The sequence below is a fragment of the Marichromatium sp. PS1 genome (genome assembly GCF_041155115.1).
GTDB lineage: Bacteria > Pseudomonadota > Gammaproteobacteria > Chromatiales > Chromatiaceae > Marichromatium > Marichromatium gracile.
In genome coordinates this window covers 467,669-489,067 of record NZ_BAAFHB010000005.1, presented here as the reverse complement: position 1 = coordinate 489,067, position 21,399 = coordinate 467,669, and the positions used below count along the sequence as shown (strand labels likewise).

Below are 21,399 nucleotides of genomic sequence, written 5' to 3'. Positions count from 1 at the left end.
GCCATGCCCGCGACCCGCGACAACCCCCAGACCCCACTGGCCGAGCGGCTGCGCCCGGCCTCTCTCGAGGATTTCCGCGGGCAGTCGCACCTGCTCGGTCCCGACAAGCCGCTGCGTCGCGCGCTCGAGTCGGGGCATGCCCATTCGATGATCCTCTGGGGACCGCCCGGCACCGGCAAGACCACCCTGGCGCGGCTGATCGCCGCGCGCGCCGAGGCCGAGCTGATCACCCTCTCGGCGGTGCTCGCCGGGGTCAAGGAGATCCGCGAGGCGGTCGCCCGCGCCCAGGCGCGGCTGGCCGCCGACGGCAGCGCCAGCCTGTTGTTCATCGACGAGGTGCACCGCTTCAACAAGGCCCAGCAGGACGCCTTCCTGCCGCACGTCGAGGACGGCACCCTGACCTTCATCGGCGCCACCACCGAGAACCCCTCGTTCGCGCTCAACAACGCGCTGCTCTCGCGCGCCCGGGTCTATGTGCTGCAGTCACTCGGTAGCGATGATCTGGTCGCGGTGCTCGAACGCGCGCTGCATGACCCGCGCGGCGGGCTGGCCGCGCGCCGTCTCGCGCTCGACCCCGAGGCGGCGCGGTTGATCGCCGAGGGCGCCGACGGCGATGCGCGCAGCGCGCTCAACCTGCTGGAGCTGGCTGCCGCAGCGGTCGATACGGGCGCGGTGATCGGGCGCGAGACGGTGGCGGCGGTGGCCAGCGCCTCGCTGCGCCGCTTCGATCGCGGCGGCGACGACTTCTACGACCAGATCTCGGCGCTGCACAAGTCGGTGCGCGGCTCGGCGCCGGATGCCGCGCTCTACTGGCTGGCGCGGATGCTCGACGGCGGCTGCGACCCGCTCTATCTGGCGCGCCGCCTGGTGCGTATCGCCAGCGAGGACATCGGCAACGCCGACCCGCGCGCGCTCGATCTGGCGCTCAACGCCTGGGAGGCGCAGGCGCGGCTCGGTTCGCCCGAGGGCGAGCTGGCGCTGGCACAGGCGACCGTCTATCTCGCCTGCGCGGCCAAGAGCAACGCCGTCTACACCGCCTGGAAGGCCGCTCAGGCCGATGCCCGCGCCTCGGGCTCGCTGGGGGTGCCGCTGCATCTGCGCAATGCGCCGACGCGGCTGATGAAGGAACTCGGTCACGGTCGGCGCTATCGCTATGCCCACGACGAGCCCGAGGGCTATGCCGCCGACGAGCGCTACTTCCCCGACGAGCTGGGCGAGCGGCGCTATTACGCGCCGGTCGAGCGTGGGCTGGAGATCCGTATCCGCGAGAAGCTCGAACGCCTCGCCGCACTCGACCGTGCCGCGCGCGCGCGGCACGGCGGGCGCGGCTGAACGGGTCTAGTCGGCGAGGGTGCCGAGGCGCTGGCCGAGGCGCACCGTCTGTCCCGGGGCGAGCCCGGTCTCCCAGTCGATGCGCCCGCGCGGCAGCAGCACCACCACGGTCGAGCCGAGGTTGAAGCGGCCCATCTCGGCGCCGCGCGCGAGTTCTACCGGCGCGGCCTCGCGATAGTCCTGACGGTTGGGTGGGCCGAGCCGGTGCGGCGGCGTCACCACCCCGGACCACACCGTCTCGATGCCACCGACGAAGATCGCCCCCACCAGCACCTGCGCCAGCTCGCCGGCCGCGGTCTCGAAGCGGGTCACCAGACGCTCGTTGCGGGCGAACAGCCCCGGCACCCGGTTGGCGGTGGCGGCGTTGACGCTGAACAGCGCGCCCGGGACATGGGTCATCTCCAGCAGCCGCCCGGCCAGCGGCATGTGGATGCGGTGATAGTCGCGCGGCGAGAGATAGATGGTGACGAAGTGCCCGCCCTCGAACGGGTGCGATGCGCCGGGATCGAGCCCGAGCAGGGTGTCGACGGCGTAGTCCTGGCCCTTGGCCTGGATCAGCCGTCCGTTCTCGATGCGTCCGATCTGGCTGATCGCGCCGTCGACCGGGCAGAGCAGGGCGCGCGGGTCGGGGTCGAGCGGGCGCGCCTCGGCGCGCAGCGCGCGGGTGAAGAAGGCGTTGAAGTGGGGATAGGCGTCGAGGTCGGGCTCGGCGGCTTGCTGCATGTCGATGCCGTACTGGCGGGCGAAGCCGTGGATCAGCAGGCGCTTCAACGGGCGCCAGCGCAGTCGTGAGAGACGGTGCATCAGCTCGGAGAGCAGACGCTGTGGCAACAGGTACTGCAGGGCGACGAACAGCCGTTCGCCCCAGTCGGATCGGGTCATGGGGTCTCCGCGAGCAACGCCGGCGCGGCGGCGTGAAGCGCCGCCAGATCGGCGGCCAGGGTGGCACCGGCGGCGGTGCCGGGGAGGATCGCCAGCAGTCGCGCGCCCGGCGCGAATACCAGGATCGGGGTCGATCCGGCGTCCGTGTCGTCGCCCAGCGCGGCGAGCGGCGCGCGCGCCTCGGGCGCGCCCGAGACGATGTCGAGCGCCGGCGAGAGCCGACTGAAGTCGCGCGCCCGGGCGCGATCGGCGCCGCCGTCGATCAGCACCAGGCGCAGCGCTCCGGCGATCTCGGGCCGATCGGCGAGCCGGTTGCGGGTCTCGATCAGGCGCTGCAGCGCGCGCTGACCGGAGGCGTCGGCGAGCGAGCCGAAGGCGAGCAGGGTCCAGTCGGCGCCGAGTCGGGCGCGGTCGAAGGGACGCCCGAGGGCGTCCTCCAGGGCGAACTCGGGGGCCGCCAGCGGCGGGCGCAGCAGCACCCCGCTGATCGTCGGCGGCTCGGCATGACGGCGCTGGTACTGGTTCCCCCACTGGTAGCCGAGCACCAGTATCGCCATGGCGAGCAGCATCAGGATCAGGCGTGCCGCCAGCGGGCGGCGATTGGCGAGCTGCACCACGATCCGCCTCAGTCCGTCCCCAGCACCGCGCGCGCCGCGGCGAGCGCCGCGCCGGTGTCGGTCTGGTGGCCGAGCGCGCCGAGTTCGGTGCCGAGCGCGCCGAGACAGAGCAGGATGTTCTCGGGACGGCTGCTGTAGCCCATCAGCCCGATGCGCCACACCTTGCCGGCGAGGCTGCCGAGCCCGGCGCCGAGTTCGAGGTTGTAGCGCGCGAGCAGCCGGGTGCGGATCTCGGCCTCGTCGATCCCGGCCGGCACCGCCACGGCGTTGAGCTGCGCCAAGCGCTCGGCCTCGGGCACGATCAGCTCCAGCCCCAGGGCCTCGAGCCCGGCGCGCAGTGCCTGGTGGTGATGGGCGTGCCGCGCCCAGGCCTGTTCGATGCCCTCCTCGGCGAGCATCACCAGCGACTCGTGCAGGGCGTAGAGGGCGTTGACCGGGGCGGTGTGGTGGTAGCTGCGCTTCTGCTCGCCGCTCCAGTAGCCCATGATCAGGTTGAGGTCGAGGAACCAGCTGTTGACCTTGGTGGTGCGGGCGCGGACCTTGTCGAGCGCGCGCTCGCTGAAGGTCACCGGGGCCAGCCCCGGGGTGCAGCTGAGACACTTCTGCGAGCCCGAGTAGACCGCGTCGAGCCCCCAGGCGTCGACCTCCAACGGGCTGCCGCCGAGCGAGGTGACCGCGTCGCAGATGGTCAGGCAGTCGTGACGGCGCGCGATCTCGGCCAGCGCCTGGGCATCGGAGCAGGCGCCGGTGCTGGTCTCGGCATGGACGAAGGCGAGGATGCGCGCCTCGGGATGGGCGGCGAGGGTGCGCTCGACCTGCTCGGGGTCGACGGCGCGCCCCCAGGTGCCCTCGACCACCACCGCGGTGGCGCCGGCGCGCTCGACGTTCTCCTTCATCCGCGTGCCGAACACCCCGTTGATGCACACCACTACGGTGTCGCCCGGCTCGACCAGGTTGACGAAGCAGATCTCCATCCCCGCCGATCCGGGGGCCGAGACCGGCATGGTCAGCGCGTTGTCGGTGCGGAAGGCGCCGCGCAGCAGGGTCTTGAGCTCGTCCATCATGGCGACGAAGGCCGGGTCGAGATGACCGATGGTGGGACGGGCGAGGGCGGCGAGCACGCGCGGGTGGACATCGGCCGGTCCCGGCCCCATCAAGGTGCGTGCAGGGGGATTGAAGGAGTGGATCATGGTCTGCGTTCCGGTGTCGTTCGTTTTGATGGCGAGCGCCGGGGCGCGGGCGATGGATCTGCCGCGACTGGTCGCTGTCGGGAGCTTCCGGAGTATACGGGGCGTCCCCAGGGCGCTCAAGACGGCCCGGCGCGACCACTCGCACCCCAGTGACAGCGGCAGAAATCGGAGGTGGACGATGAGCGACGAGATCGAGCTGAGCGATGAGGAATGGCGCGCGCGCCTGACCCCGGAGCAGTATCAGGTGTGCCGTGAGCGGGGCACCGAGCGTGCCTTCACCGGCGCCTATCACGACTACAAGGGGCCGGGGCTGTTTCGCTGCGTGTGTTGCGGCGAGCCGCTGTTCGACGCCGCGGCCAAGTTCGACTCCGGCACCGGCTGGCCGAGCTTCCACAGCCCGCACGCGCCGGGGACGGTGGCGCGCGCCGCCGACCACAGTCACGGCATGGAACGCACCGAGGTCCACTGCCGACGCTGCGGCGCCCACCTCGGCCACGTCTTCCCCGACGGCCCGGCCCCCACCGGCGAGCGCTACTGCATCAACTCCGTGGCCCTCACGCTGGATACCGGGGAGGGGTAGCGGTCAGCCATCGGTCCCCAGCCGCCAGCCGCCAGCCGCCAGCCGCCAGCCGCCAGCCGCCAGCCGCCAGCCGGGGATTGAACCGCGAAGGCGCGAAGGGCGCAAAGGGAAGAAGAGCCTCCAGCGATCAGCCGCCAGTTGAAAGTGGCTGCCTGCCCTCAAGTGCTGGCACCGAGAGCGTGCGTGACGGCTGATGGCAAGCAGTGCTGTCGTCGAGGGCGCACTCCCACTGGCTGCTGGAGACTGGTCGCTTACAACTTGAGCCCCTTTGCGCCCTTCGCGCCCTTCGCGGTTCAATCCCCTGGTAGCTGGTAGCTGGTAGCTGGTAGCTGGTAGCTGGTAGCTGGTAGCTGGTAGCTGGTAGCTGGCGTCCCGCGCGGCTTTGCGGTTCAATCCTCCCGAATGCCGCGTCGGCCTCGGTTGCGCCGGCGTCGATCGTGTCGCTGCTATCGAGTCGAACCCTTGGATATCGCCCTGCTCAAGACCTTCATCGAGGTCGCCCGTCATCGTCATTTCGGTCGCGCCGCCAGTGCGCTCTGCGTCAGTCAATCGGCGGTGAGCGCGCGGGTCAAGCTGCTCGAATCGGTGCTCGGGGTGGTGTTGTTCGAACGCCGACGCGGCGATATCCGCCTCACCGAGCCGGGGCAGCGGTTGTTGCAGCACGCCGAGCGCATCGTGCGCAGCTGGGCGCGGGCGCGCGCCGAGCTCGTCGGCGAGCAGCGTCACACCCTCGCGCTCGGCTGCATCCCGGATCTGTGGTCGCTCGGGGTGCGCGAGCGGGTTGCCGTGCTGCGCCGGGCGCAGCCCTGGGTGGAGCTGCGCCTGGAGCTGCTGTCGGCGGCGACGCTGCTACAGCGTCTGGCCGATGGCTCCCTGGACCTCGCGCTGCTCGGCGAGCCGGTCGAGTCGCGCTGCTGTCCGAGCGAGCCGCTGGCGCGCGTCGAGCTGGTGCTGGCCAGCAGCGAGTCCGACATCGGGCTGGAGCGGGCGCTCGGCGAGGGCTATATCCTGGTCGATTGGGGGACACGCTTCCTGACCATGCACGCCGAGCGTCTGGCCGTCGATCTGGCCTGCCGGATGCGAGTCGATCAGGGACGGGCGGCGCTCGATCTGTTGCGCGAGATCGGTGGCTCGGCCTATCTGCCGCGGCCATGGGTCGAGTCGGCGGCGCGCGAGGGCTGGCTGACGGCGGTGGCCGCGGCCCCCAGCTTCTCGTTGCATCCGCACCTGGCGATCCGCGATGGAGTGATCGATCGCGACCCGGTCGAGACCGCGGTGGCATTGTTGCGCAAGACCGGCGAGACGCCTCCCGCGGAGGCGTTGCCGGAGTGGCCGGCGAGCGTCCGGGACGCATCGTCGGGACCCTGAACCCTGCCCCGCCCGGGGCCATGGACCTGAAATGATGCATAGTCCTTCCGAATCCGCGCCGCTGTTGCTGGGCTGGCGCGAGTGGCTGGCGCTGCCCGAGCTCGGGTTGCCGCTGATCAAGGCAAAGATCGATACCGGCGCGCGGACCTCGGCGCTGCACGCCTTCTATGTCGACCCCTTCAGTCGTGGCGGCAACCGCTATGTGCGCTTCGGCGTCCATCCGTTGAAGCAGTGCGCCGATCTGGTGATCCATGCCGAGGCCGAGGTGATCGACCGGCGGCGGGTGAGCGACTCGGGCGGACATCGCGAGGAGCGTTACGTCATCCAGACCCCGCTGCGGGTCGCGGGGCGGGAGTGGCCGATCGAGCTCACCCTGACCAACCGTGAGTCGATGCTGTTTCGCATGCTGCTCGGGCGTACCGCGATGGTCGCGGGCGCGGCCCGGGTCGATCCGGCCGGCTCCTTTCTCACCGGACGGGTCGAGGATGCCGAGGCGCGCTATCGCGGCGGCTGAGTCGTGACGCCGCTCGGCGGTGGGTGACTGGGCGCACGGGGACGGGAGTGATAACTTGCCTGCAACGGGCGCTCGTCGCTCCCAAGGTTCTGGCGTCTGCCCTTGTCCATCGGCATCCGGGAGATGCGAGACCTTGGCGAGCAACGCACTGCGCAATTTCTTCGTCCTCTATCTCGGTGCACTGGCGCTGATCGGTGCCGGGGTCGCCTTCTTCGTCGCCGCCGAGATCCGTCACGCCCACGCGGTGAAGGCCGTTGCCGATGGCGAGATGGTCACGCGCGCCGCGCAGCTGGCCCGTCAGCATCTGCGCGATGCGATCAGCGACGTCGAGTATCTGATCCGTCTGCCGGCGTTGCGCGACGCGGTGGCCGGGCGGCGCGCCGACGCCATGCCCCGGCTGGCGCGACAGTTCTCCCTCTACATGATCGCCAACCCCAAGTTCGACCAGCTGCGCTGGATCGGCAGCGATGGTCGCGAGCGGATGCGGGTCGACTGGGTCGACGGACAGCCTCGGCAGGTCGCGGCGTCGCGTCTGCAGGACAAGTCGGGACGCCGCTATTTCCAGGTCGCCAGCGCGCTGCCTCCAGGGGGGGTCCATGTCTCGCGGCTGGACCTCAACATCGAGCACGGCATCATCGAGCGACCGCTCAAGCCGGTCTATCGGGTGGCGCTGCCGGTGTTCAGCGATGCCGGTGAGCGCCACGGCATCCTGATCGCCAACTATCTCGGCGCGCCGTTGCTCGATGCCGTGGTGGCCGCCGTCGGTGACGATGGTGCGCGGCTGATGGTGGTCGATCAAGATGGCGCCTGGCTGCGCAGCCAGGATCCCGCCGACGAATGGGGCTTCGCGCTCGGGACCCAGGTCAGCCTGGGGGCGCGCTATCCCGAGCTCTGGGCGGCGATCCAGGCCGCGCCGAGTGGCCAGCGTCAGGACGAGAGCGGTCTGTGGACCTGGGAGACCGTGGTGCCGTTGCAGGAGGTGGCGAGCAGCCTGCCGCCGGGCTCCTCCGAGCCGGCACCCTTGGTGGTGGGGCCGCAGGATCATCGCTGGACGGTCCTGGCGCGTCTCGAACCGCAGCAGCTGGCGGCGATGTATGGTCGCGTCATCGCCTCGGTGGCGGGTGTCAGCGTGGTGATGGCGCTGGTGGCGGCGCTGTTGTGTGTGCTGATCACCCGCTCGCAGTTTCGTATCGAGCGACTCAATCAGGCGCTCGAGCAGCGTGCCGAGGCGGCCGAGATGGCAACACGGGCCAAGGCCGACTTCCTCGCCAACATGAGCCACGAGATCCGCACCCCGATGAACGCCATCCTCGGGTTCAGCTATCTGCTCGGCAAGATGACCCTGCCCGACCGTGCCGGCATGCTGGTCGGGCGTATCCAGACGGCGGGACGCGCCCTGCAGGGGATCATCGACGACATCCTCAACTTCTCGCGTATCGAGGCCGGCGGGGTGGAGATCCTCGATCGCCCCTTCGACCTGGCCGAGCTGCTCGACGAGGTTCGCGAGCTGATGGCGCTCGAGGCCGCGGAGAAGCGCCTGAACCTGCAGCTGCTACCGGTCCCGGAAGGATGCGAGCGGCTGCGTGGAGACCCGCTGCGGATCGAACAGGTGCTGGTCAACCTGATCGGCAACGCGCTCAAGTTCACCGAGCGTGGCGAGGTGACGGTGGCCGTGGAGCGACTGCGCGAGGCCGAGGCGCGACAGGTATGGCTGCGCTTCTCGGTGACCGATACCGGCATCGGCATCGCGCCGTCCCAGCAGCGCGACATCTTCTCGCCCTTCACCCAGGTCGATGTCTCCTCCACCCGACGCTTCGGAGGCACCGGGCTGGGGCTGGCAATCTGTCAGCGGCTGGTCGAGGAGATGGGCGGGCGCATCGGCGTCGAGAGCGCGCCGGGGCAGGGGAGCCGCTTCTGGTTCACCCTGGGGTTCGAGGTTCTTGCCCCGCAGGAGGTCGGTGATGACGCATCCCGGTCGGACGCGGTCGGTCGCGAGGCGCTGAGCCTCGCCGGACTGCAGGTCATGGTGGTCGACGACAGCGAGATCAATCGCGATCTGGCCCGGACCATTCTCGCTGACGTCGGCGCCGAGGTGGTGCTGGCCGACAACGGGCGTGAGGCGGTCGACTGGCTCAACGCCCATCCCGATGGTGTCGATCTGGTGCTGATGGACATCCAGATGCCGGTCCTCGACGGTTACGAGGCGACGCGACAGATCCGCGCCAACCCGGCGCTCGAGCGGGTCTCGGTGGTGGCGGTCAGCGCCGGGGTGCTCGAGAGCGAGCGCCAGGCGGCGCTCGATGCCGGCATGTGCGCCTTCGTCGGCAAGCCGTTCGACGTCGACGAGGTGGTGGCGCTGATCGCGCGCCTGACCAGGCGCCGGGTTGCCGCGCGGGCGGGACGCCGCCAGCCCGCGCCCGCGCCGCACTACCCCGGCCTGGATGTCGAGCGCGGCCTGGTGCTGTGGCGTGATGCCAAGCGCTATCGGCGTTATCTGCGCCAGTTCGTGCGCGATCATGGCGAGGATGCCAGGCTGCTCGGTGCGGTCGATATCGAGTCGGGCGAGCGCCTGACCCATAAGCTCAAGGGTGCTGCGGGCAATCTCGGACTGACCGATGTGGCCGAGGCGGCCATGGCGCTCAACCAGCTCCAGCGCCAGGGTCGGGATGACACCGAGGAGGCGCGCGCGCGACTGCAGCGGGCGCTCGATCAGGCCCTTGCCAGCATCGAGCGCTTCGCTCCGGCAGGTGCCGAGACGCCGCCGGCGACCGCAGTCGCCGCGGGAGTGGATCCAGAACGGGCGCGGGCGTTGCTCGGCGAGCTGCTTGCGGCCCTCGACAGCGACAGTCCGGCGGCGATCAAGCCGTTGCTCGCCGATCTCGAGGGCCTGCTCGGGCCGTCTGCGGTGGAGACGCTGCGCGAGGCGGTCGAGCACTTCGACTTCCGTGGCGGCGAGACGGCGGTGCACCGGCTCGCCGAGACGCTGGAGGTGAGGCTCTGAGCCGATGGCTCAGGCGGCAGTCTTGTTGCAGTCCTCGCCGTCCTCGCCGTCCTCGCTGTCGTCTCTGTCGTCGCCGTCCGCCGTGGCGAGCGCGGCCAGGGTGAGGGTGCCGAGCACCGCCTCGCGACTCTCCTCGAGGCGTGCCTCGAGCGTGCCGAGCGCCGCCTCGGGCGGGCGCGGCCGATAGCCGTCCTCCTCTTCCTCGAAGCTGCGGATCCGCGCCAGCAGCCAGGCGATGGTGATGCGCCCGGGGTCCTGCGCGGGGACGTAGCCGACCGGTTCGGTGGCGGTGGCGAGCACCACCTCGCGTGACTCGAGCAGCCGCAGCGGCTGTTCGAGCACGCCCTCGGCCACCCCCAGTTCGGCGGCCAATTCGACCCGGCTCGGCGCGGTCTGGCCGCGGTGGTGGGCGCGGGCGATGCGCGCGGCCAACTGCAGGGGCAGGCGCTCGCGCAGCCGGTTGCTCAGTCGCGGCTCGCGGGTGCGACCGTCGAGATAGTGCGGGTGCTGGTGGTAGAAGGCGATGCTCGCGCCGACCAGCAGGATCAGCCAGGCGACATAGATCCAGATCATCAGCAGGATGAGGATCGCCAGGCTGGAGTAGATCGCGGTATAGCGGGTGGAGCCGCCGATGAAGGTCGAGAACAGCGCCCCGGCCGCCTCCCACAGCAGGCCCGCGGCCAGCGCCCCGACCAGCGCCGAGACGATGCGCACCCGGGCGTTGGGGACGAACATGTAGAAGAAGGCGAAGGTCAGCGAGATCAGCAGATAGGGCGCGAGCAGCCGCGCCAGTTCGAGCAGCACCCCGAGCGGGGCGACCGCCATCAGCGAGCGCACATAGACGTTGTCGCCGAGCGAGGCCGAGAGCCCGAGCGCGGAGAAGAACAGCACCGGCCCGACCAGCAGCACGCTCATGTACTGGGTGAAGCGCTGGGCGAAGGGGCGCGGCCGCTCGACCCGCCAGGTGTAGTTGAACGCCTGCTCGATCTTCTGGATCAACGAGATCACGGTATAGAGCAGCAGCGCCAGACCGACCGATCCGAGCACCCCGACCTGCATCCGGTCGACGAACTCGATCAGCCGGGTGTTGATCTCCTGGCCCGACTCGCCGAGTGGCGCCAGGGCATTCTGCAGCAGTGGTTCGAGCTGGTTGTGGACGCCGAAGCCCTTGAGCACCGAGAAGCTCACCGCCAGCAGCGGCACCAGCGAGAGCAGGGTGGTGTAGACCAGTCCCATGGCGTGGAGCCTGAGGTTGCCCTCGGTGAGATCGCGCGCGAGGGCGTGGAGCAGCCGCGCCAGGCCGATCAGCGGTCGCTGCCAGCGTGGACGCGTGCCGCGCTCGCTCCACAGTATCTGCTCCAGTCGTGTGACGAAGGCTGTCTTGGCCTGCATGGTGGCTGCCCCGATGATCGTTGTCTCGGCCCGGCTCGTTGGGCCCGGGCGCGAGATGCTATCCTTGTCGCCCACGGCGGGATCCGGCGCCTCGCCGGCGTGTCTCCCGGGCCCCGATCCTACCCGTCCGGGCGACCGATGCAAGGCGGCAGCGACGGTCCGTCAGCGCCGCCGTCCCCCTGGTTTCCTGATGCGGAGTCCCCGAGCCATGACTGTCCTGTCCCGTGCGCCTGTGCTGCTGTTGCTGTCGTTGATCCTGGTCGGACCGCTCCGGGCCGATGTCCTGGACACCCTGCCCGAGCCGCTGCCGGCGCCGGACTTCGGCCTCGACACCCCGGCGGGCGAGACGCTGCGACTGGCCGACTATCGTGGCCGGGTGGTGATCCTCAATTTCTGGGCGACCTGGTGCCCGCCCTGTCGCGCCGAGATGCCCTCGATGCAGCGCGCCTACGAGGCATTGGCCGACGACGGGGTGGAGATCCTCGCCATCAACGTCGACGAGGACGCCGCCACCGTCGCCGATTTCGGCGCGCGTCTCGGGCTCGGCTTCCCGCTGCTGGTCGATCCCGGCTCGACGGTGACGCTCGACTACGGGGTGCGCGGGCTGCCGACCTCCTATGTCATCGACCCCGAGGGTCGGGTGGCGCTCGAACTGCTCGGCGATCTTGCCTGGGACGCCCCCGAGGTGCTCGATCAGGTGCGTGCGCTGACCTCGCCCTGACCCCGTCCCGCCCCCTGATCGAACGATCCACGCCGGTCTCGGTGCGGCTGGCCCCCGGGGCGCCCGGGCGCCTATCCCGGCGCGGATCGTGATGGGTTTTATCGAATTCCCCGGGCCGCCGGGCCGCTTAGACTAGGGTCGCCGTGAGCGCCTCGACCGCCCCAGACACACAACCGCGAAGGACCCCCGTGGAACCCAGCTTCGTTCATCTCCACGTCCACTCCGAGTACTCCCTGGTCGACGGCCTGGTGCGGATCAAACCGTTGATCAAGGCCACCGCCGCCGCCGGGATGCCCGCCGTGGCGATCACCGACCAGTGCAACCTGTTCGCGCTGGTGCGCTTCTACAAGGCCGCGCTCGGCGCCGGCATCAAGCCGATCGCCGGCGCCGATCTGCTGATCCGCGACCCCGACGACGCCAACCGACCCTTCCGGCTGGTACTGCTGGTGGAGAACGCCACCGGCTATCGCAACCTCACCCGGCTGATCTCGCGCGGCTATGTCGACGGTCAGCACCAGGGCGTGGCCATGGTCGAGCGCGATTGGGTGGAGGCCGCCGCCGAGGGCCTGATCGCGCTCTCCGGCGGTCCCGAGGGCGATGTCGGCCGGGCGCTGCTCGACGGCGATGCGGCGCTCGCCGAGCGGCGTCTGGCGCGCTGGCAGGCGGTGTTCGGCGATCGCTACTATCTCGAGCTGATCCGCACCGGCCGACCGCGCGAGGCGCGGCTGGTCGAGTCGAGCGTGGCGCTGGCGCTGCGCTGCGACGCCCCGGTGGTGGCCACCAACGACGTGCGCTTCCTCGCCGCGGCGGACTTCGACGCCCACGAGGTGCGGGTGTGCATCCACGACGGGCGCACCCTCGATGACCCGCGGCGCACCCCTCGCTACAGCCCCGAGCAGTATCTGCGCACCCCGGAGGAGATGGCCGAGCTGTTCTCCGACCTGCCCGAGGCGCTGGAGAACTCGGTCGAGATCGCCAAGCGCTGCAACCTCGAACTGACCCTCGGCACCCACTCGCTGCCCGACTTCCCGGTGCCCGAGGGGATGACCATCGAGACCTTCTTCTCCGCGCAGTCGCGCCGGGGGTTGGAGTGGCGACTCGGGCGTACCTTCGACACCAGCGCGCCGGACTTCGCCGAGCGGCGCAAGGTCTATGATGAGCGCCTCGCCGTCGAGCTCGACGTGATCCTCGGCATGGGCTTCCCCGGCTACTTCCTGATCGTCGCCGACTTCATCCAGTGGGCCAAGGAACACGGTATCCCGGTGGGACCGGGCCGCGGCTCGGGCGCCGGCTCGCTGGTGGCCTACGCGCTCAAGATCACCGACCTCGACCCGATCGAGCACGACCTGCTGTTCGAGCGCTTCCTCAACCCCGAGCGCGTCTCCATGCCCGACTTCGACGTCGACTTCTGCATGGAGGGGCGCGATACCGTCATCGACTATGTCGCGCGCAAGTACGGGCGCAACGCGGTGTCGCAGATCATCACCTTCGGCACCATGGCGGCCAAGGCGGTGGTGCGCGACGTCGGGCGGGTGATGGGCCACCCCTACGGCTTCGTCGACCGGGTGGCGAAGATGGTGCCCTTCGAGCTGGGCATGACCCTGGAGAAGGCGCTGATCGAGAGCGAGGACCTGGCCGACAGCTACGAGCGCGACGAGGAGATCCGGGCGCTGATCGACATGGCGCGCAAGCTCGAGGGGCTGACGCGCAACGCCGGCAAGCACGCCGGCGGCGTGGTCATCGCCCCGACCGTGCTCACCGACTTCGCACCGCTCTACTGCGAGCCCGGCGGCGAGAATCTGGTCACCCAGTACGACAAGGACGACGTCGAGCAGGTCGGTCTGGTCAAGTTCGACTTCCTCGGTCTGCGTACCCTCACCATCATCGATTGGGCGCTCAAGACCATCAACGAGACGCGCGCGCGCAATGGCGAGGGGCTGCTCGACATCAACCTCATCGACCCGCACGATGAGACCGCCTTCGGCCTGCTCAAGCGTTGCGAGACCACCGCCGTCTTCCAGCTCGAATCGCGCGGCATGAAGGAGCTGATCAAGAAGCTCCAGCCCGACAGCTTCGAGGACATGACCGCGCTGGTGGCGCTGTTCCGTCCCGGTCCGCTGCAATCGGGCATGGTCGACGACTTCATCGACCGCAAGCACGGTCGCGCCGAGGTCGCCTATCCGCACCCCGCGCTCGAACCCATCCTCAAGCCCACCTATGGCGTCATCCTCTACCAGGAGCAGGTGATGCAGATCGCCCAGGTGCTGGCCGGCTACTCGCTCGGCGGCGCCGACCTGCTGCGTCGCGCCATGGGCAAGAAGAAACAGTCGGAGATGGACAAGCAGCGCGCCATCTTCGAGAAGGGGGCGGTCGAGCGCGGCGTGGAGCTGGCCACCGCGACCTATATCTTCGACCTGATGGACAAGTTCGCCGGCTACGGCTTCAACAAGTCGCACTCGGCCGCCTACGCCCTGGTCAGCTATCACACCCTGTGGCTCAAGGCCCATTATCCGGCCGCCTTCATGGCCGCGGTGCTCAGCGCCGACATGGACAACACCGACAAGGTGGTGACCCTGATCGACGAGTGTCGGGCGATGAAGCTCGCCGTCGAGCCGCCGGCGATCAACCGCTCGGCCTATCGCTTCACCGTCTCCGGCGATCGCACCGTGATCTACGGCATGGGCGCGATCAAGGGTGTCGGCGAGGGCGCGATCGAGTCGATGATCGCCGCGCGCGAGGCCGGCGGTCCCTTCCGCGATCTCTGGGACTTCTGCCAGCGCATCGACCTGCACCGCGCCAACCGCCGGGTGCTCGAGGCGCTGATCCGCGCCGGCGCGCTCGACGAACTCGGCGCCAACCGCGCCACCCTGATGGCGGAGCTGCCGCTGGCGCTCAAGTTCGCCGAGCAGCAGCATGCCACCGAGGCGGCCGGGCAGGGCGACCTGTTCGGCGCGCTGGAGGACGCCGCGGCCCCCGAGCCCGATCCCCAGCTGGCACGTGAGCCGCACCCCGACTGGGACGACGAGCAGCGTCTGCTCGGCGAGAAGGAGACCCTCGGGCTCTATCTCACCGGTCACCCGATCGATCGCTTCGAGGGGGAACTCGGCGCCATGGTCGGGCTGCGCATCGGCCGCTTGCTCGAGACCGATCGCGACCAGGGGCGACGCGGGCGCGATCGCGAGAAGCGCACCGTGGTCGGGCTGGTGGTCGGGGTGCGTCACGGCAAGACCCAGCGCGGACGGATGGGTTCGGTGGTGCTCGATGACCGCACCGGGCGGATCGAGGCGACGGTGTTCTCCGATCTCTACGAGGAGTCTCGTCACCTGCTGCAGTCCGACCAGATCCTCGCCATCACCGGCACCCTGAGCTTCGACGAGTATCGCGACAGCTGGAGCCTGCGTGCCGACGACGTGCGCACCTTCGAGCAGGCGCGCGCCGCGCGTGCCGATCACCTGATGCTCGAACTCGATCTCTCCGACCCGGCGGCGCACACCGCCGGGCTGGCGCGGGTCGAGGCGCTCGCCGCGCTGCTCGGCGAGTACCGCGACGGCGATCTGCCGGTGCGGCTGCGCTATCGTCGTCCCGGCGCCCGCGGCGAGCTGGTGCTCGGCGAGGCCTGGCGGGTGCAGCCGACCGACCTGCTGCTCAAGCGGCTGCGCCAGCTGCTCGGCGCCGGCGCGGTGCGCGTCTCCTACGAGCGCCCGGCACGGCCCGCGCCGCAGCGCGAGCCGTCGCTGCCGCTGCGCGCCGTCTCCTGAGGCCCGTTGCTCAGTCGCCGGCCTGGCGTCGGCGTACCAGGGCCTTCTCCAGCTCGACCAGGAACAGCACGGTGGAGCCGACCAGCACGATCGCCAGCCAGTCGCCGGCGGCGATCGGTGCGGTGCCGAAGAGCTGCTGCAGCGGTCCGAGGTAGGTGAAGGCGAGCTGGAAGAGCAGCAGCACCGCCACCGCGAGCAGGGCATAGCGGTTGCCGAGCAGGCCGCGCGCGCTGAGCACCGGGGCGTCGATGTAGCGGGCGTTGAACAGATAGAAGATCTCGAACATCACCAGGGTGTTGACCGCCACGGTGCGCGCCTCCTCGATGCTCGCCTCCCGCGCCAGCGACCACAGAAAGAGTCCGAAGGTGCCGATCATCAGGATCAGCGAGACATAGCCGATGCGCCACAGATGGCGCCGGTCGAGCACCGGCGCGCGGGCATCGCGCGGGGCGCGGGCCATCACCCCCGGTTCGGGCGGCTCGAAGGCCAGCGCCAGGGCCAGGGTGACGGCGGTGATCATGTTCACCCAGAGGATCTGCACCGGGGTCAGCGGGAACTGGTGGAAGCCCATCACCAGGGCGCCGAGCACCACCAGCGCCTCGCCGCCGTTGGTGGGGAGGATGAAGACGATCGCCTTCTTGAGGTTGTCGTAGACGGTGCGTCCCTCCTCGACGGCATTGGCGATGGAGGCGAAGTTGTCGTCGGCGAGCACCATCTCGGCGGCCTCCTTGGCCGCCTCGGTGCCGTTGATCCCCATCGCCACGCCGACGTCGGCGCGCTTGAGCGCCGGGGCGTCGTTGACCCCGTCGCCGGTCATCGCCACCACTCGACCCTCGGCCTGCAGCGCCTCGACCAGTCGCAGCTTGTGCTCGGGGGTGACGCGGGCATAGACGTCGACCTCGCCGACCCGGGCGCGCAGCGCCGGCTCGTCGAGCCCATCGAGCTCGGTGCCGGTGAGCACCGCCTCGGGGTTGGCGAGCCCCACCTGACGGGCGATGGCGCTGGCGGTGGCGGCGTGGTCACCGGTGATCATCTTCACCCGGATACCGGCCTCGGCGCAGGCGCGCACCGCGCTGATCGCCTCGCTGCGCGGTGGGTCCTGGAGTCCGACCAGACCGAGCAGTACCAGCCCCTGGTCGAGGTCGGAGAACGCCAGCGTGGTGGTGCCACTCGGCATCGGTTTGAGCGCCACCGCGAGCACCCGCTGGCCGGCGTCGGCCAGTCGCTCCATACGCGCGAGCCAGTCGGCGCGATCGAGCGCCTGCGGCCCGTCGACACCCTGGACCTGTTCACAGCGCTCGAGCAGCGCCTCGGGCGCGCCCTTGACGAAGACGACGCACTCGCCCTGGTGGTCGTGATGCAGGGTGGCCATGAACTTGTGCGCCGAGTCGAAGGGGATCAGGTCGGTGCGCGGCAGCTCGCGGTTCAACGTCTCGGGATCGAGCCCGGCCTTGATGGCGGCGACCAGCAGCGCGCCCTCCATCGGGTCGCCGCTGACCCGCCAGCCCTCGGGCTGTTGCTCCAGCGCGCTGTCGTTGCAACAGACGAGCGCCCGCAGCATGCGCCCGAGCAGCGCGTCGTCACTCGGTTGCAGCGGCTGCCCGGCGACGCTGAAGCCGCCGTGCGGGTCATAGCCGCTGCCCTCGACCTCCACCGTCTGGGTGGCGTCGACCAGGGTGCGCACGGTCATCTCGTTGCGGGTGAGGGTGCCGGTCTTGTCCGAGCAGATCACCGCCACCGTGCCCAGGGTCTCGACCGCCGGCAGGCGGCGGATGATGGCGTTGCGCCCGGCCATGCGCTGCACCCCGATCGCCAGGGTGATGGTCATGATCGCCGGCAGTCCCTCGGGGATGGCTGCGACCGCGAGCCCCACCGCGGCGAGGAACATCTCGGCGGCGGTGTAGTCGCGCACCAGCACGCCGAAGGCGAAGGCCAGCCCCGCCACCAGCAGGATTACCGCGGTCAGCCAGCGCCCGAACTGGGCCATCTGGCGCAGCAGCGGGGTGGTCATCTGCTCGACTCCGGCGACCAGGGCGCTGATCCGGCCGATCTCGGTGGCGCCGCCGGTGGCCACCACCACCCCGGTGCCCTGGCCGGCGGTGACCAGGGTGCCTGAGTAGGCCATGCAGCGCCGATCGGCGAGCACGGCGTCGCTGGCCAGCGGCTCAATGTCCTTCTCGACCGGCACCGACTCGCCGGTGAGCGCCGCCTCCTCGATCTGCAGTCCCTTGACCTTGAGCAGACGCAGGTCGGCGGGGATCTTGTCGCCCGACTGCAGCTGCACCAGATCGCCCGGCACCAGATCGCTCGCCTCGACCGTGACCAGTCGGCCGTCGCGCCACACCAGGGCGTGTTGCGAGAGCATGTCGCGGATGGCGCGCAGCGCGTCCTCGGCCTTGCCCTCCTGGACGAAGCCGATGATCGCGTTGACCAGCACCACGCCGAGGATCACCCCGGCGTCGAGCCAGTGCTGGAGCAGTGCGGTGACCACCCCGGCGACCAGCAGCACATAGATCAGCACGTCGTGGAACTGGGCGAGGAAGCGCGCCCAGGGGCCGCGTTGCTTGCCCTCGGGCAGCCGGTTGGGACCGTGCTCGGCGAGGCGGCGCGCGGCGCTCGCGCCGCTCAGCCCCGCGGCCGGGGCGTCGAGTCGGGTGAGGATCTCGTCGGCATCGAAGGCGTGCCAGTCCGGCGCGGCTGGCGCGTCGGTGGTGGTGGGCGTGCGCTCGCGGTGGCGTCGTGCCAGCCACAGCACGGTGCCGACCCCGACGGCCAGCGCCGCGAGGATCCAGAGCAGGGTGAGGGGCATGTCGGACATACGGGCGGTCTCCTGTTCGCCTGGGCGGGCCCGCGCGGTGATCGCCGGGCTCCGGTGAAACGGTCTCGCCGTGGTCGTCGCGCGGGGCCAGGTCGCAACCAGGCCGGGGTTCGAGGTGTTGAACCCCATTGATCTGCGCGGACGGAGTCGGCGGTCCTGACCTCATTAGGGTATGACTCGCTCGACCAAGTTCAGTCTAGTCGGTGGGGGCCGGGTTTCAGCTTTCGGCCGCCAGCCGGAAAGACCGAACCGCAAAGACACAAAGGGCGCAAAGGGGATAAGAGCTTCCAGCGGTCAGCCTCCAGTCGCCAGTTGCGCTGCCCTCAAAGACTGACGCCGGGAGCGTGGGCCGCGGCGGATGGCAAGCGGCGCTGGCGTCGAGCGCACACACTCGCTGGAGGCTGGTCGCTGATCGCTGGCAGCTTGAATCCCTTGGCGCGCTTTGTGTCTTTGCGGTTCAATCCTTGGCCGCTGGCCGCTGGCCGCTGGCCGCTGGCCGCTGGCCGCTGGCCGCTGGCCGCTGGCCGCTGGCCGCTGGCCGCTGGCCGCTGGCCGCTGGCCGCTGGCCGCTGATAGAGTGTCCCCACCGAAGAAACTGCTCTGTGGAGGGATCGCCGATGTCGGCTGCGCTGATGATCCGGCGGGGGTTGGTGGTGCTGGCGCTCGCCGGCGCCGTGGTGCTCGGGTTCCGGCTGGTGGAGGATCTCGGGCAGCTGCAGCGGCTCGAGGGCGATCGTGCCGAGCTGCGTCACGCCCGCTATGGCATGCTCGACACCGAGCAGTGGACCCGGCGGTTGAGCGCCGTGCTCGCCGAGCGCATCGCCGACTTCGAACTCGACGAGCGCACCCGGCCGCGCGTCCTCGCCACCCTGACCGAGGCGATCAAGGCGCTGATCGGCGAGATCGAGCGCCAGTTGTCGCTCAACGCGCCGCCCCGTGGCGGTGACTGGCTGACCCAGCTCCAGGGCACGCTGCACCAGCAGTTGCAGTCGCGGCTGATCGACTTCGACGCCCTGCGCGCCCAGGCGCCACGCTATGCCGAGCGGCTGCTCGCGGCGCTCGAGGGGCCGGGCACCGAGGCGGCGATCCGCGCCGAGCTGCTGGGGCTGCTCACCGCCGCCACACCCACCGAGGTCGAGCACTCGCCGGTGCTGAAGGCCCTGCTCGAGCGCCATGGCTGTGCCGAGGTCGGGGCCTGCGCCGCCGCGCTCGAGCGCGAGGCGGCGGCGTTGCGTCCGGCAATCGACCAGCAACTCGGCGTGCTGATCGGTCTCGCCGCGCTGATCTTCGCGCTGGTCGCCTGGGGACGGGTGCAGGAGCGCCGGGTCGACGGTTTCGCGCTGGGCGCCGCGATCGCCATCACCCTGCTCCTGCTGCTCACCGCGCTGTTCAGTCCGATGCTCACGATCGAGGCGCGTGTCGACCGGCTCGGTCTCGAGTTCCTCGGTGAGTCGGTGGTGTTCACCGATCAGGTGCTCTACTACCAGTCCAAGAGTCTGTTCCAGGTGGTCGAGATCCTGATCCGCGCCGGGGGGGCGGACCTGTGGCTGGTGGCGTTGCTGATCACCCTGTTCAGCGTCGTCTTCCCCGCGCTCAAGCTGCTCGCCACCCTGGTCTATCATCGCGCCGCCGGCGCGCCGGTCGCGGCACCGGTGCGCTTCTTCGCGCTGTGCTCGGGCAAGTGGTCGATGGCCGATGTGCTGGTGGTGGCGCTGTTCATGGCCTATCTCGGCTTCGACGCGCTGGTGGCCAATCAGCTCGACACCCTGGGCGCCACCGAGGCGACCGTGCTCACCACCAATGGCACCGCGCTCGCGCCCGGTTTCTATCTGTTCCTCGCCTTCGTGCTCGCCAACCTGGTGTTGTCGAGCCTGATCGAGCGTGGCGCCGGGGAGCGGCGGCGATGAGTCGGCGCTGGGGTCTGGTGTTTGCAGCGGCGCTGCTGATCCCGATGTCCGTGGCGGCCGACGGCGAGTGGCGCGCCGGGCTCTCCGCTGGCGGCGAGGTGCGCGTCGAGCCGGAGACGCGTCGTGCCTGGCGGGTGGGCGAGGACGGTGAGCGTCGGCCGCTGTGGGACGGGGTGCATCGGCTCGAGGACGGCTCGGTGGTGATCGTGCGCGAGGGCACCGTGGTGCCGAGCGCGTCGATGCAGCAGCAGTGGTCGACGGATGTGCCGATGACCGACGAGGCGGCGGTGGCGACACCCTCGGACTGTGATGCGCTGGTCGAGCAGGTCTGTGGTCCGGCCGCCGGCTGTCTGCGCTCCGAGTCCTGTCGGCTGGCGCTGGAGCTGCGCGCGCTGGCGCTGGACGAGGCGCGCGCCGAGGGCGATGCCACTGAGACCCGGGCGCAGTGTCGTGAGGCGCTGGCCGAAGGGCTACTGGGGCGCTGCGGCGATTGAGTGCACCTCAGGGCAGGATCAGGGTCATCCCGGGGGTGAGCCGGTCGGGGTCGTCGAGCAGGTGGCGGTTGCCCGCGAACAGGCGTTGCCAGCGCCCCTCGGTGCCGTAGACGCGCCGGCTGATCAGTGCCAGCGAGTCGTTCTCCTCGACCCGATAGAGACCGCGCGCGTCGGTCAACACGGCGAGCAGCGCCTGATCGAGCTGGAGCTGGGTGCGGGCGCCGGCGACTTCGATCTTCCGTCCCGCGCCACGCGCCGGCTGTTGCAGGGTCTCGACGAGCACCCGGTAGGAGGTCGCCGCGGCCGCGCGCGCCTCGTCGATCTCCAGGGTGCCGCCGAGCGCCGGCGGCAGCCGCCGCAGCAGCTGGTCGAGCCGGTGGGCGTCGGTGCTTGCCTCGTCGAGTGCGGCGCTGGCGTCGAGATGCGCTTGCGATTGGGCACGTAGCGCCTCGCCGAGTGCGGCGCGGGCGTCCTCGCTCCTGGCCAGCTCCTGGCGCAGCCGTTCGAGGGTCTGGGTGCTGGTGGCGAGACGGCGCTCGGCCTCCATCCGCGCCTGATCGGCGGCCTTGCGCGCACCGGCCGACTCGCGCAGCTTGTCCTGCATGCCGGCGATATGGGTCTCCAGCTCCTCGATGCGCGAGGGCGGGGCGACGGGCTCGGCGGTGGTGAGGACGGCGGGCTCGGCGACCGCGCGGGTCGCGCTGCACAGAGCGAGGGCGAGGACGAGGTTACGCAAGGCGATCAACTCCATCCGGCGAGTCGGGACTGTCACCGCCGCCACCGTCCCTGGTGGTGGCGGTGCCGGGGGGCGGTGCGCTGGGCAGC

15 protein-coding genes are annotated in these 21,399 nt (G+C 70.5%); 9 read left to right on the top strand and 6 right to left on the bottom strand.

Annotated elements, in window-relative coordinates:
* Positions 1-3: 3 nt before the first annotated feature.
* Positions 4-1,332: a replication-associated recombination protein A gene (locus tag ACAM26_RS14480; RefSeq protein WP_123139727.1), complete on the top strand. Its 1,329-nt coding sequence runs from the start codon at positions 4-6 to the stop codon at positions 1,330-1,332.
* Positions 1,333-1,338: 6 nt separating this feature from the next.
* On the opposite strand, the gene asd is transcribed toward ACAM26_RS14480, so the two are convergent.
* Genes asd through ACAM26_RS14465 form a run of 3 tightly spaced genes read right to left on the bottom strand, consistent with a single transcriptional unit; the run spans position 1,339 to position 4,021 of the window.
* A complete protein-coding gene (gene asd / locus ACAM26_RS14475) occupies positions 1,339-2,214 on the bottom strand; it encodes an archaetidylserine decarboxylase (RefSeq protein WP_369613961.1) in 876 nt (291 codons plus the stop codon).
* Entirely contained in the window at positions 2,211-2,828 is a 618-nt protein-coding gene (locus ACAM26_RS14470) for a hypothetical protein (RefSeq protein ID WP_369613960.1), read from the bottom strand. Before ACAM26_RS14470 ends, asd begins: the two co-directional genes overlap by 4 nt.
* An 11-nt stretch (positions 2,829-2,839) precedes the next feature.
* The gene (locus ACAM26_RS14465; RefSeq protein ID WP_369613959.1) at positions 2,840-4,021 is read right to left on the bottom strand and encodes an alanine--glyoxylate aminotransferase family protein; all 1,182 of its coding nucleotides are present in this window, start codon (positions 4,019-4,021) and stop codon (positions 2,840-2,842) included.
* Between the two features lie 178 nt (positions 4,022-4,199).
* On the opposite strand from ACAM26_RS14465, the gene msrB reads away from it, so the two are divergent.
* The 4 genes from msrB (at position 4,200) to ACAM26_RS14445 (ending at position 9,484) form a co-directional block, all read left to right on the top strand.
* A complete protein-coding gene (gene msrB / locus ACAM26_RS14460) occupies positions 4,200-4,601 on the top strand; it encodes a peptide-methionine (R)-S-oxide reductase MsrB (protein ID WP_123142982.1) in 402 nt (133 codons plus the stop codon).
* A 462-nt stretch (positions 4,602-5,063) separates the two neighbouring features.
* Entirely contained in the window at positions 5,064-5,969 is a 906-nt protein-coding gene (locus ACAM26_RS14455) for a LysR family transcriptional regulator (protein ID WP_165913553.1), read from the top strand.
* 31 nt (positions 5,970-6,000) lie between these two features.
* Positions 6,001-6,483: an ATP-dependent zinc protease gene (locus tag ACAM26_RS14450; RefSeq protein WP_123139733.1), complete on the top strand. Its 483-nt coding sequence runs from the start codon at positions 6,001-6,003 to the stop codon at positions 6,481-6,483.
* Positions 6,484-6,616: 133 nt separating this feature from the next.
* Entirely contained in the window at positions 6,617-9,484 is a 2,868-nt protein-coding gene (locus tag ACAM26_RS14445) for an ATP-binding protein (protein ID WP_369613958.1), read from the top strand.
* Positions 9,485-9,493: 9 nt separating this feature from the next.
* Here the strand turns inward: ACAM26_RS14445 and ACAM26_RS14440 are convergent, their stop codons facing one another.
* On the bottom strand, positions 9,494-10,876 hold the full coding sequence (locus ACAM26_RS14440) for a YihY/virulence factor BrkB family protein (protein WP_369613957.1): 1,383 nt from the start codon (positions 10,874-10,876) through the stop codon (positions 9,494-9,496).
* Between the two features lie 208 nt (positions 10,877-11,084).
* On the opposite strand from ACAM26_RS14440, the gene ACAM26_RS14435 reads away from it, so the two are divergent.
* Positions 11,085-11,597, top strand: a complete 513-nt coding sequence (locus tag ACAM26_RS14435; RefSeq protein WP_369613956.1) for a peroxiredoxin family protein — start codon at positions 11,085-11,087, stop codon at positions 11,595-11,597.
* A gap of 188 nt (positions 11,598-11,785) precedes the next feature.
* Positions 11,786-15,355, top strand: a complete 3,570-nt coding sequence (dnaE, locus tag ACAM26_RS14430) for a DNA polymerase III subunit alpha (protein WP_369613955.1) — start codon at positions 11,786-11,788, stop codon at positions 15,353-15,355.
* Positions 15,356-15,365: 10 nt separating this feature from the next.
* Here dnaE and ACAM26_RS14425 read toward each other — a convergent pair whose 3' ends face one another.
* A complete protein-coding gene (locus tag ACAM26_RS14425) occupies positions 15,366-18,173 on the bottom strand; it encodes a cation-transporting P-type ATPase (RefSeq protein ID WP_369613954.1) in 2,808 nt (935 codons plus the stop codon).
* Between the two features lie 617 nt (positions 18,174-18,790).
* Between ACAM26_RS14425 and ACAM26_RS14420 the strand changes: the two genes are divergently transcribed.
* The gene (locus ACAM26_RS14420) at positions 18,791-20,080 is read left to right on the top strand and encodes a paraquat-inducible protein A (RefSeq protein WP_132229688.1); all 1,290 of its coding nucleotides are present in this window, start codon (positions 18,791-18,793) and stop codon (positions 20,078-20,080) included.
* The gene (locus tag ACAM26_RS14415) at positions 20,077-20,574 is read left to right on the top strand and encodes a hypothetical protein (protein ID WP_369613953.1); all 498 of its coding nucleotides are present in this window, start codon (positions 20,077-20,079) and stop codon (positions 20,572-20,574) included. Before ACAM26_RS14420 ends, ACAM26_RS14415 begins: the two co-directional genes overlap by 4 nt.
* A gap of 7 nt (positions 20,575-20,581) precedes the next feature.
* On the opposite strand, the gene ACAM26_RS14410 is transcribed toward ACAM26_RS14415, so the two are convergent.
* A complete protein-coding gene (locus tag ACAM26_RS14410; RefSeq protein ID WP_369613952.1) occupies positions 20,582-21,310 on the bottom strand; it encodes a hypothetical protein in 729 nt (242 codons plus the stop codon).
* Positions 21,311-21,399: the final 89 nt, after the last annotated feature.